The organism is Colwellia sp. 6M3 (assembly GCF_014077595.1).
In the GTDB taxonomy this organism is placed as follows: domain Bacteria; phylum Pseudomonadota; class Gammaproteobacteria; order Enterobacterales; family Alteromonadaceae; genus Cognaticolwellia.
Genome location: NZ_JACGWF010000017.1, coordinates 44035 through 57522, shown reverse-complemented (window position 1 = coordinate 57522; position 13488 = coordinate 44035). Strand labels below are relative to the sequence as shown.

Annotated in this window: 4 protein-coding genes and 1 pseudogene; all 5 read right to left on the bottom strand. The window is 39.8% G+C overall.

Features of this window, described 5'->3' with window-relative positions:
• Positions 1–373 precede the first annotated feature (373 nt).
• The gene (locus H4J50_RS05855) at positions 374–2563 is read right to left on the bottom strand and encodes an OsmC domain/YcaO domain-containing protein (RefSeq protein ID WP_182255047.1); all 2190 of its coding nucleotides are present in this window, start codon (positions 2561–2563) and stop codon (positions 374–376) included.
• Positions 2564–2901: 338 nt separating this feature from the next.
• Positions 2902–5517, bottom strand: coding sequence for an exo 1,3/1,4-beta-D-glucan glucohydrolase (locus tag H4J50_RS05850; protein WP_182255045.1), 2616 nt, complete (start codon positions 5515–5517; stop codon positions 2902–2904).
• On the bottom strand, positions 5517–6785 hold the full coding sequence (locus tag H4J50_RS05845) for a sugar MFS transporter (RefSeq protein ID WP_404842745.1): 1269 nt from the start codon (positions 6783–6785) through the stop codon (positions 5517–5519). Before H4J50_RS05845 ends, H4J50_RS05850 begins: the two co-directional genes overlap by 1 nt.
• A gap of 264 nt (positions 6786–7049) precedes the next feature.
• Positions 7050–10055, bottom strand: coding sequence for a TonB-dependent receptor (locus tag H4J50_RS05840; RefSeq protein ID WP_182255041.1), 3006 nt, complete (start codon positions 10053–10055; stop codon positions 7050–7052).
• 586 nt (positions 10056–10641) lie between these two features.
• Positions 10642–13305: pseudogene (locus H4J50_RS05835) on the bottom strand (family 16 glycosylhydrolase); the annotation flags it as partial.
• Positions 13306–13488: the final 183 nt, after the last annotated feature.

Here is a 13488-nt window from a genome sequence, read left to right as displayed (position 1 = left end):
CTTATTTCCTTTGGCTTATTTAATTTAGCTTGTTCCATTTAACCATTAAGAAAATAACTCACCTTTATTGCCTAATATAAGTAACTCAATCTACATTCATAAAAAATTTTGAATCAAATTGAACTTATCCTCAAAACACACCTCTTACTATATGAGAGACTTACTTCCCTGAGTGTTTTATGTTTTTATTATATGTTGTTTAATGCGTTTACCTTTTGGTAAACGCTTTTTTTTGCCTAAAATAAAGACAAACCAAATTAAGAACACACATAGCCGCTTATAAAAAAAGCCAACACCTATCATTAGGTATTGGCTTTTTAAAGTTGTTATAACTGGCTTGAAATCGTTATCGTTTAATTAACGAGTTTAGCCTTTATTTATTTTCTGCTTGAATTTTTCGAGCCTGATGAAGTTTCTTGTAGCTGTCGATTAATCTTAAGTGTTTATCTAAGCCAGCTAAATCCATACCTGTTTTAGTAAGACCAAAGAATTTAACCTCACCATATGCCGAGCCAACAACATTATTCATCGTTTCTTTGCCAAACATTCTATTTAGGTTAGCAATAAAATCTTCCAACGCCATATCTTCGTCAATAATGATCTCAAGCACCGCTTGCATCGCTTGATAAAACAGGCGGCGTTCAACCGTGTTGTCGTTAAACTGTAAAAACTCTTCAACTAACTCTTGTGCATCTTCCAATGCACCTAGGGCTAAATAAATCAGTATTTTAAGCTCTAAAATAGTGAGTTGTCCCCAAACGGTATTTTCATCAAACTCAATACCTATTAAGGTTCTAATATCAATATAGTTATCTAGCTGACTATCCTCTAAACGAGTCACTAAACTTTCTAGTTCGTCATCATCTAAAATATGAAGGTTGAGGATATCTTCACGGTAATTTAAGGCTTTATTAGTATTATCCCAAACCAAATCTTCAACGGGATAAATCTCAGAATAGTCAGGAACTAAAATACGACAAGCGGTAGCGCCAAGTTGATCAAATACCGCAACATAAGCTTCTTTGCCTAAGTCTTTTAAAATAGCGAATAAACGATCGTTTTCTTCTGCACTCGTGCCAGAAAAATCCCATTCGCAGAATTCATAGTCTTGTTTATTACTGAAGAAACGCCACGAAATTACGCCCGTTGAATCAATAAAGTGCTCTACAGCATTTTCAGGCTCAGATACCGCAAGGCTGTTAAATGTTGGTCTTGGTACATCATTTAGGCCTTCAAAACTGCGCCCTTGTAACAATTCAGTTAAACTGCGTTCTAACGCTACCTCAAAACTTGGGTGAGCACCAAAAGAGGCAAATACGCCACCAGTTTTTGGGTTCATTAAAGTTACACACATAACCGGAAATTGTCCGCCTAATGAGGCATCTTTAACCACAACAGGGAAGCCTTGTTTCTCTAGTGCGTCAATACCTTCAAGAATACTCGGATACTTCTCAAGCACGTTTTTCGGAACATCTGGTAAAACAATTTCTTGTTCAATTATTTGTCTTTTTACTGCTCTCTCGAATATTTCAGACAAACACTGCACTTGCGCTTCAGCTAGGTTATTACCTGCACTCATACCATTACTTAAAAATAAGTTTTCAATTAAGTTTGATGGAATATAAACCGTTTCGCCGTCAGATTGACGAACATAAGGAATTGCACAAATACCACGTTCCGCATTGCCTGAGTTAGTATCAATTAAATTTGAACCACGTAGTTCATCATCAGGGTTGTAAATATCGAGGCAATAGTCATCTAAAATGCCGCTAGGTAAATCATCACTTTCATCTAATTTGAACCACTTTTCATTCGGATAATGTACAAAGTCACTGTTAGCAATGTCTTGGCCCAAAAACTGATCGTTATAAAAGAAATTACAATTAAGGCGTTCAATAAACTCACCTAAGGCTGAACAAAGTGCGCTTTCTTTCGTTGCGCCTTTACCATTGGTAAAACACATCGGTGAAGCGGCATCACGAATATGTAAAGACCAAACGTTAGGAACAATATTGCGCCATGAGGCAATCTCAATTTTCATACCTAAGCCCGCCAAAAGTGCGGTCATATTTTTAATAGTTTCTTCTAGCGGTAAGTCTTTACCTAAAATATACGTACTTTCTCCACCTTCAGAGCCTGCCATTAACATAGCTTGCGCGTCATCTTCTAAGCTATCTACTAGATCAACTTTAAATTCAGGACCTGTTTGTATGACTTTTTTTACCGTACAACGATCAATTGAGCGGCGAATACCTAAACGGTCTTTTTCTGAAATGCTTTCAGGTAGCTCAACTTGAATTTGAAATATTTGTTTATAGCGATCTTCAGGGTCAACAATATTGTTTTGTGATAAACGAATATTTTCCGTTGGAATATCACGAGAATTACAATACACCTTAACAAAATATGCAGCACACATAGCAGAAGAAGCGAGAAAATAGTCAAAAGGACCTGGTGCTGAACCATCACCTTTATAACGAATAGGTTGGTCGGCAATGACGCTAAAGTCATCAAATTTGGCTTCAACTTTTACGTTGTCGAGAAAATTAACTTTAATTTCCATTGGTATGGGTCCCACAATTGATTGCTGTAACTACCAAAATTTCACTTTGAAACTTTGCTATCGAGCGAATTTATCTTAATACGGGGAATTATCGTGGTTTTTGCCCCAATAGTCTTGGGTTAATTGCAGAAAAGATGGAATTGACCTTCCTGAAGGGTGAATATCAACTCTGAAGTATTTTTGTGGAATTGCTTTTTGTATTGAAAGTATTCATCAAAAAAATGTCGCCGTTCATTGACGTCCTGTCACCACAGCATACCGTAAATCCTGTAAATAAAAAGGCGAGTAGAAAACTACTCGCCTTTTTAATAAAGTTATTATGTCTTAAGATTTAGCGATTAAGGACATTGAATTAATAACGTCTTTGGTGTATTAATTTCAGCTTGTGGTTGAAAATGAATATCACTTACTGAAAGCTTAACAGCGCCTTGGGTATATAAGGCAAACGGGGACACAACTTTGTCCATCGCAATTCCTTTTTTAACAAAGCATTGTAAGTTAATTGCAATATCTTGCCACTGCCCTTGCTCAATCGCTTGTATCTGCTGAGTAATATCAACAGCCGCACGACAGCTACCCAATGCGTCACCTATTGATTCACAGTGCATTTCAACAACCACTGGCTCAGTTATGCTTGAGTCACGCTTTACGGTAATAACCAAGGCAGAGTTTTGCTCTAGTTCAAAACCAAGATCTTCACTAAAGCTACTTGAAAATACAACACCTGTTTTTGCAGTGCCAGTAGTATCAAGTCGAAATGCATCTTCTTGAACAACTTTATCCACCGTACGATAAGCAATACCTGGTAGTTTGCCACTATTTGAGCGTAGTTCAATTGATTGCTGCTCAGATGACAAGAACATGCGCCATGGTTTAGCTACTTGACCAGAGAATATTTTGGTGTTTTTGGTTAGACCTTCATCACTGCTAACTTCTTCAGATAATGTATCTGATAAAAGTATTTGTTCTTTGTTATTTTTGTACGTTAAACCAAAACCGTAAGGTAATAACGGGTCGTAAACTTCGTCAAATCGGTTAACGATTTGGCTTGCTGTTTTCGGCCAAGAAAAAGACAACTTTCCTTTAAAGTCATGTTGTATCTTTTTATTTTTGTCAGTTAATAACACATCAGCAACAGCTTTACCTTCAGAGCCGGGTAACCAAGCAGCAACAAATGCATCACTAGCATTAAGTTCAGCATTTACCCACATAGGGCGACCGCTGATAAAAATACTTACCACAGGAATACCTTGTGCTTTAAGCTTTTTCAATAAGGCTAAATCAGTTTTCATACCGCGTTGATAAGCTAAATTATCTTTATCGCCATGCCCTTCTGCATAAGGTTCTTCACCAAAAACAACAATGGCAACATCTGGCTTTTGTGAAAATTGACCATGTTCACTCAAGGTGATTTTGCCACCTGCGGCTTTAACTTGAGCAGATAAGCCATCGTAAATTGATGTACCGCCTGGAAAGTCTGCATTACTGTTATTAGTGCCTTGCCAAGTAATGCTCCAACCACCCGATTGCTTACCGATGTTATGAGCAGCGTCACCAGCAACCAAAATATTTAACTTAGGTGAAAGTGGTAATAAATTAGCTTTGTTTTTCAATAACACCAAAGATTCTCTTACCGCTTGTTGAGCAACTTCTCGATGATCTTCACTACCCACTAATTCAGTTTTACCAGAAAACAGTCGATTAGCCGGGCTAGGTTTATCAAACAAACCTGCGCGTAACTTAACCCGTAAAATACGGCTAACCGCATCGTCAATACGTGCTTGTGGAATAACGCCTTGTTTGACTTGCGCTATGGTATTTTCCATTAACGGTTTCCAAGCATCGGTTGGCACCATAAAAATATCTAAACCAGCGTTTGCCGCTTGTGGACAGTTTTCATTAGTACAGCCAACAATTTGTCCATGACCATTCCAGTCACCAACAACAAAACCATCAAAACCCATTTTGTTTTTCAAAACATCGGTTAACAAATAACGATTGCCGTGAATTTTATCACCATGCCAACTGTTGAATGACGCCATAACAGATTGCGCCCCAGCGGTTAAACCACCTACGTAACCTTGGGCATGTAGGTCATATAAATCTTGCTCTGATGCTAGGTTATCGCCTTGGTCGTCACCGTCAACTGTACCGCCGTCACCAATAAAGTGCTTTACGGTACTGATCACGCGATCATCACCTAAAAAGTCATTACCCGCATGGCCTTGTAAACCTTTAACCACAGATGCAGCATAAGATCTTACAATTTCTGGATCTTCAGAATAACCTTCATAAGTGCGACCCCATCGATCATCTCTAACTGTTGCTACCGTTGGTGCAAAAACCCAATCAATACCCGTTACCATCACTTCGGTAGCGGTGATTTGTGCTATTTTTTCGACTAAGGCTGGGTTATTTGCCGCACCTAAGCCAATATTATGCGGAAATAAAGTTGCACCAATAACATTGTTATGACCATGAACCGCGTCTGTTCCCCACATAGTAGGAATAGTGGAACCATCAAGTGAGTCATCAATTGATGCTTGATACATTGACTCGGCTAATGCTATCCAGTCTTTTGGAGTGGCATGTTTGTTATTGTTTGGAAAAGCACCACCACCATTAAGGTATGAACCAAAACCATATTTACGCATATCTTCAGGCGTAATATCACGAATTTCTGGTTGGATCATTTGCGCTACTTTTTGCGCTAAAGTCATCGTAGACAATATGCGCTGCACTTTGCGCTCAACCGCTTCATCTGTTTTAACCGCTGAATCAATGGTTGGCCAAATTGACAGATCTTTCTTGGCTAACTTTGATGCTTCAACAGCCAGTTGCTGCTTAACTATTTCAGCAGAGTCTGCAGAAGATTGAAGCTTAGTGTCTGAATTACAAGCCGCTAAACCCAATGCAGAAATCGTTGAAATAAATAGATAAGAAAATTTATTCATTATGCTTGTTCCTTCATGTTCACAGCCGATGGTTTAGAGCCAATAACACCGTATGTAACAATGTAGATATAACAAATTGTAGGTATGATAAAAGATAATTGCACACCAACCATATCGGCTAATACACCTTGTAGCAATGGCACAATCGCACCACCTACAATGGCTAAACAAAGTATGCCTGCGCCCTGACTGGTATGTTTACCTAAGCTATTTAACGCTAAACTGAAAATAGTTGGAAACATAATAGAGTTACATAAACCCACTAACAAAATAGACCACATTGCTAAGCTACCACTGGTTAACATAGCAATAGTGATTAGAACCACAGCAAAGAAAGCGTTAAATGCTAAGGTTTTACCTGCATCAACTTTCTGCATTACCGCTGCGCCAATAAAGCGGCCAACCATAGCGCCACCCCAATAATACGTCAGGTATTTAGCCGCTTGCATCTCTTCTAAGCCAGCAATATTAGCTTCACCAAAAAAGTTTATTAAAAAGCTACCAATAGAGACTTCAGCGCCAACATAAACAAATATGCCTAATGCGCCTAAAACTAAATGACGATATTGCCAAGCTGAGCCTGTCACAACTTCATCGGCTTTAGTTTCTGCACTGGCAATATGAGGTAGTTTTAACCAAGCAAAAATAGCCGCTAATATCAGTAAAGCTGCCGTTAAAACTAAATAAGGCACTTTAACTGAGTCTGCTGAAGGCTCAGTGGCCATTGAATGTACCGCTTCATTTAGGATAAACAAACCACCTAAATATGGCGCTACTGTGGTACCTAAAGAGTTGAATGCCTGAGTCATGGTTAATCGTGAAGAAGCTGACTCTGTTGGCCCAAGTAACGTAACATAAGGATTTGCCGAAACTTGTAAAATAGTAATACCACTGGCTAAAACGAACAACGCTGATAAAAACATTGGATAGCTATGCATTGATGCAGCAGGATAAAACATTAAGCAGCCTAAGGCTGCCACAACTAGTCCAGCAACAATACCTTTTTGATAGCCTACTTTTTTCACTAACTGCCCAGCAGGTAAAGAAACAATAAAGTAAGCACCAAAAAAACAAAACTGCACTAACATCGATTGGGTATAAGTTAAGTCGAATATGGCTTTTAAGTGTGGGATAAGAATGTCATTTAAGCAGGTAATAAAGCCCCACATAAAAAACAACGATGTTAATGAGATCAACGCAAAACGATTTTGGTTAGGTGCACCTAAATCAGCCGTGCTATGTTGTTTGTCTAATACGACCGAAGTAATAGCCATAAGATAAATTCCTAAATTGAAGATAACTCTCTGTGGTTTGCGTAAAAGCTACGCTTAAAAGCGATTGTCACAACACCAACAAGAACGAAATAAAAAATGCGCTTACCGCTACCATAAGCGCGTATTAAAACCGTCTATTAATTAAAGCTATTCGGTGCAACACGTAAATAGGACTATGTTATTGAGTGATTAATCTCACTCTTTTTACAACACAGCCACTGCATACTAGGTATTCAAGTATTGCACCTTAAATAACGATTAATTATCCATGGTGTATCGAAAGCCAACGGTATATCTAGGGCCGTACTGAGCTGCACTCAAGAACTGGCTTTCAAAGCGACTAAATGTACGCTCCGTTTCGTTGGTTAAATTAACACCTTCGAAAAACACCGTCATACTTTCGTTCACTTCGTAGTTAACACTTAGATCCCACTGAAGATACTCTTCGGCATATTGTGGTGGAGCACCTTGGGCATCAGGTAAGCCTTGACCAATTAAATACTCATCACGCCATGCACCTGTAACTTTGACAGACAAACCATCTTTTTCGTAAAACCCTTGCAAGTTAGCAGAATTACTTAACCCAGGAAGTACGGCTTGAGAAGCCAATAGGTAGTTGTCGTATTCAACGTCACCGTCAACAAAAGTGGCATTAAAGCCAGCACCAAAGCCAGTTTCACCAAATAAATGCTGAATAGACAATTCGATACCGCTAACTTTACGTGCGCCAACATTTTCTGGTGAACTTATTGTCCACTCAATTAACGGATCAGTTGCAGCATCAGGTAAAATTCGATTGTTCTCACCAATACCAACACCATTAGCAACAATTTCATTGTATATCGCTGAATCAGTCGCTTGTTCACCACGACCTGTTATAGCTGCAACGGCACTATTCCAACGTTGTCCTAGGTATACGTCATGCAAACCTTCAAAAGTTGTTTTAACTTCCGCATTATCAATCCAGTCGTCAACATCTTTCCAGAACAAACCTAAGGCAGCAAAACTTGCTTCGTCATAGTAATATTCAAGTGTTAAGTCGATATTAGTCGACTTAAATGGTTGTAAATTTGGATTACCACGGCTACCACTTCTTGAGTTAAGTTTTGGTGAAGAGGTTAAGCTCAGGTTACCAAGCATGTCACCCAATGTAGGTCTGGTGATGGTTTGTCCCCATGACGCTCTTGCCACTAAATCATCACTCAGGTCGACTTTTATATCTAACATAGGAAGTAGTAAGTCGTATTTACCTTCAAAGTCGACTTCCACCAACTCACCACCACTGGCAAACTGAGTGATCCATTCTGAACCACCGGCCCAATATATTTGCTCAGCAACGCGACTTTTGGCCGGGCTAACAATGTCAGTTTCTTCATAACGAACGCCAAGGTTTACTTGAACGTCATAGTCACTCACTTCAAAATTCCAAGCAGTTGAAACATATAAACTGATAGTTTCTTCTTCAACTTTATTAACAGGGAAACCGTCAAAGCTGCCTATTTGGTAAACGTCACTTCCCACTACATCAGCAGTTAAAAAAGCGCTTTGTCTTGCGAAAGCTTCATCTAAGTCATAGGTATAAGCATAACCTGGCGCAACACCGTTTGAACCAAAAGAGAATTCATCAAGGAAGTTACTAAGGTCTACTCGTTCAAACATACTATCAGGGAATATTTCTGCAAAAGTACCATTATTAAAGCCTGGCGCGTTTGCATTATTTGAACCACCTGAACCACTTAATGTTTGTTTAGTATATGCGACACCAAACTTAACGGTTTCTAAACCAAAGTTTGTGTCTGTTAATAACTTACCGTCTAGTTGTACTTGAGATACTTCAGACTCGCCTGGTGTTCTAGTAAAGATACTGAAATTTGAACCAATTTGGTTTGGATTAATTTCTTGTGTACCGTTATTCCAGTTAACATTAAAGCCAGGAACATCACCTTCACGGAACGAATACTCTTTAGAAGCAAGGTCAGCAGAGCCTAGAATGATTCTTGCATTAGCACCAAGACCCGAGTCTTTACCATTATCCGTTGTAGTTTTTGACGTATGAGCATCAAAGATAAAACTTAAATCGTCGGTTGCATACCACTCAACATTAATACCAGTCGCTTTTGAATCAACTTCACTCGTCTCGCGAAACGAAGTAAAAGAGGCATCATCACCAGCAGAGTTGTAATAAATAGCTGTGCCGTTTTCATCGAGTTCATAAGCATTAGCGTTACCACCAAATGAGCCATTCCAAATCCCCCAAGAAAGCGAGTTATTGCCTGTTACAGCATTTGAAACCGTGTGATCAAGCGTAAGAATTAAGTCATCAGTGGGTGCAAATTGAAACGTTACTTGTGCATTAGTTCGTTCGCGTTGTATATCGTCTCTGGCAAAGCTTACTTCTTGAGGAAAGAAAGAAGCAGAAACGTATTCTCCATTTTCTCCTACACTTGGATCAAAAAATTGTTTGGCTGGGTTACCCTCTGCATCTGCAGGACGGTTATCAATAATGTTTTCAGGATCAACAGTTAAGCTTGGATTAACTAACCAAGAACGTACATTCGCCGCTTGACGTTGAAAGTCTCTTCGATGATAAGAGAAATTAGCTGATATACCAAAACGCTCATCATCAAAAGTATTACTATAAATACCAGCAATTTCTGGTGTGACATCATCACCTTCTTTTACCGATGTGTCGTGTATTCCTTTGGCCATAAAAGAGAATTTTTGACCTGGATTTTGTAATGGCTTAGCGGTAACAATATTTACCGTTGCGCCTAATCCACCTGTTGGCGCTTCTGCACGCGCTGTTTTCATAACCTCTAACGAGCTAACGCCTTCAGATGACAGGTTTTCAAAGTTAAATGAACGGGTAAAGCCTGTACCAGCCATTTGGCGACCGTTTAAAGTCACTAAGTTAAAATCTGGTCCAAAACCACGTACCGTAATTTGGCTACCTTCACCATTATTTCGGCTAACAGTAACACCGGTAATACGTTGTAAAGATTCTGCTAAGTTAGTATCAGGGAATTTACCCATTTCTTCTGCAGAAATAGCATCTACAACGCCAGACATATCGCGTTTAATATTCATCGAGCGAACTAAGCTGCCACGAATACCTGATACCGTAATTACTTCTACATTAGCTTCTTTTTCTGCTAATGCGTCTTTGTCTGCTTCTTCAGCAAACGCCTGTTGGCTAAAGCCAGAACTGATAATGGCTGATATACACACAGCTAAATGTTTTTTAGAAAATGTTAAATGTTTCATGTTAACCCTACTTAGTTAAAATTAGTCTCAGCTGGCGACATTAAGTCGCACGAGCTTTTTAATTACGTGTTTATGGTGCAGTTATCGCGACATTATCTAGTCGATATACTGCTCCATCACCCGTTCCCCAAGCAGGGAAAACCATAATTACATCAATTTCACTGGTATCTAAACCTGCATCAAATAAGTCTACAAGATTAAAAGTATAGGTTTGCCATTGACCCACAACTGGCGCAGCTCCTTCTAAACTATCGGTTAAATTCATTTCAACAGCAGAGGTTGTATCGCCGGCTTCTATTTTAAATAACCAAGTTGAAGAGGCGTCATTTGGGGCACTAACCACTTTCATATCAAACTTAACAACACCATTTTGCTGTATGGAACTAGCATCAAAATAAACATCATCATTAGCTAAAAACCCCATTACAGTTGGCGTGGCACCGATAGCAAACTCCGCTACCATGCCGTGGTCAGCATCATCATTTTCTTCTGTTGGCGTTGAACCACCACAACAATCCCAAATAGGCCATTCAGCGTTTTGAGCATTGTCATACAAGGTTAGTCCTTGTGGTGCAGGAACACTGGCAGGATCATAGATCATGACGTTATCTAAGCGATACACTACGCCTTCACCTGTGCCCCATGCTGGGAACACCATAAGAACGTCAATCGCACTTAAATCTAAACCGCCATCAAATAAGCTTTGAAGTGAATAAGTATAGGTTTGCCATTGGCCAACCACTGGAGCTTGCCCCTCGTTGCTTGCGCTTAAATCAAACTCAACAGCAGAGGTAGTATCACCGGCTTCAATTTTAAATTTCCACACAGCACTTGCATCATTTGGTGCACTAAGCACTTTCATTTCAAATTGCACAACACCATTACTTAGTAAACTTGCAGCATCTAAATAAACATCATCGTCAGCAAGTAAGCCCATAACGGTAGGCGCAGCGCCAATAACAAATTCAGCGGTCATACCATGTTCAGTATCGTCATTTTCAAGTGTTGGTGTAGAGCCACCACAACAATCCCAAATGCTCCACTGTTCTTTAGCAGCATCGGCGAATAACACGTGACCATTAAAACCCGTTGAGGCACTTGGATCATAAATTTTGGCATTATCAACACGGTAAACCGCACCTTCACCAGTGCTCCAAGCAGGGAATATCATAATGACATCGATAGCACTAACATTTAAATCAGCATTAGCTAAATCAGCTATGTTAAAGGTATAAGTTTGCCATTGACCAGCAACAGGAGTTACCCCTTCAACGCTGCTCGATAAAGGTAATTCAATTGCTGAAGTATTGTTATCAGATTCTACTTTGAATACCCAAGAAGCACTTGCATCGTTTGGCATAGCCACAACTTTCATATCGAATTGAATAACACCATTAGAAATAATGGCAGACGCGTCAAATGGCGCCGGAGTATCGGTGTTATCTGTGCGTGAAATGAAGCCCATAACCGTTGGTTCAGCACCGATTGAAAACTCAGCTACGTTACCGTGTGCGTCATCATCTAGTTCAACTGTTGGGGTAGAACCACCACAACAATCCCACATTGGCCAGCTTGGGTTTTCGTTATCAGTGAAAATAACAAGCTCAGGAGAAGCACCTACATCACCTTCAATTTTCATGTTGGTAATTAAATACTCAGCACCTTCACCCGTTTGCCAAGCAGGGAAAACCATCAAAACATCAATCGCACTCAGGTCTAAGCCTTTTTCTTCTAGCGTAGCTAATGAGAAAGTATAAGTTTGCCATTGGCCTACAACTGGGTCTAAACCTTCAACACTGGTATTAAGCGCAACATCGCCTGTATTAGGTCCGCCGTCACCCGCTTCTGCTTTAAGTAACCATGTAGTAGCCGATGTAGGAGCAGTCACGACTTTCATTTCAAATGACAATGTGCCGTTTAGGTCGAGTAATGGAGATGCATCGAATGGAGCTGAAACACCGGTAAAGTCAGCAGGAAAATGGCCATCTCTGGTTGAAAATCCTAACACTGTACCGTTATTGTCATTGATATTAAATTGAACTACGTCGCCTTTGTCAGCATCAGCAATAATTGCAGGTGTTGTACCGCCACAACAATCCCATGCAGTCCAGTTAGCCTCTAAAGAACCATCAAAAATAGCGATATTTTTAGCAACACCGTCACTTGGTGGTAATGGCACGGGTGCTTTACCTTCAACAAGAGCATCATCAAAGCTATCGTAGCCAGGTCTTACTGTTTCACAGCCTTTACCAGTTTCAGGGTCAGACTGACATTGATAAACTCTTACGTAATCAACTTCAAACTTGTTATCAGCATGAAAGGCCGTTGCATCAACACCTAATTCGTTGACGTTTTCAGGCCAACTACCACCAACAGCAAAATTAAGAATTAAATAAAATTCTTTATCAAATGGTGCCGTGTCCCAATGGGTTTTAAGTTCACCAGAGACTTGATCGAAGTATTCTGTGAACCAACCTTTATGCGCTAGGCCAACCGCTTCATCTTTACTGTTGTAACGCACTTTTGATTGGCGCTGTGTTGCATATAAATAACCATCCATATACCAACGAATTTCACCTTCTTGCCACTCTATGGCATAAGTATGAAAGTCATCTGCTGGGCTAACACCATCAGCTAAGCTATAGGCTTTGCCTGATGATGAATTGTCCGGCCAGCTTTTACCATAATGAATGGTACCGTAAATATTATTTTCTGCGGTGCCATCTTCTCTAGCAGCACCTAAGTTAACCGATTCAAAAATATCGATTTCACCCGAACGTGGCCATTCGCCATATTCTTCATCTGTTGGCATCATCCAAAATGCTGGCCAACTACCCTGCCCTGAAGGCACTTTAGCGCGCATTTCAACTCGACCATATTTAAAGTCTGTTTTATAACGCGTGATCATTCTTGCTGATGTGTAAGGTAATGCAGCGCCATCTTCAGCAGGTAAAGCAACAAGGTTTAACATGCCATCTTGTATGAATGAGTTTTCTGCGCTATCGGTGTAACATTGCTTTTCTTGGTTACCACCACCGGCACAGTTAACTTCATGTGTCCAGTTTTGCGCATTGATAGCCTCGCCATCAAATTCGTCACTCCACACCATAGCCCAATCACTGACGGGTTGTTGCGGATCTATTTTATCCGGTTTTGTTTCAGTTTCAGCACTACTACCACCACAACCTACTAAGGTGATGGTTGATAGCAAAGCAAACAACTGTGTTATATTTTTTGCAGTTTTTAACATAATTTGTTTTCCAATTACCCAACTATTTTTGTTGTACTAAAAAACTCGTATGATTGTAATTATATTATCTGATACGAATTCATTAGTAACATAGCTCGGCAGCCATAATGCTATTTGCATAACAATTACAGACTACCCCCTGAAATCATACTGATTCAAATTACAAATAGTTACAAACGAAAT

Coding starts and splice junctions, on each gene's coding strand:
- H4J50_RS05855 (WP_182255047.1), bottom strand. CDS start 2,563: ATGGAAATTAAAGTTAATTTTCTCGACAACGTAAAAGTTGAAGCCAAA.
- H4J50_RS05850 (WP_182255045.1), bottom strand. CDS start 5,517: ATGAATAAATTTTCTTATCTATTTATTTCAACGATTTCTGCATTGGGT.
- H4J50_RS05840 (WP_182255041.1), bottom strand. CDS start 10,055: ATGAAACATTTAACATTTTCTAAAAAACATTTAGCTGTGTGTATATCA.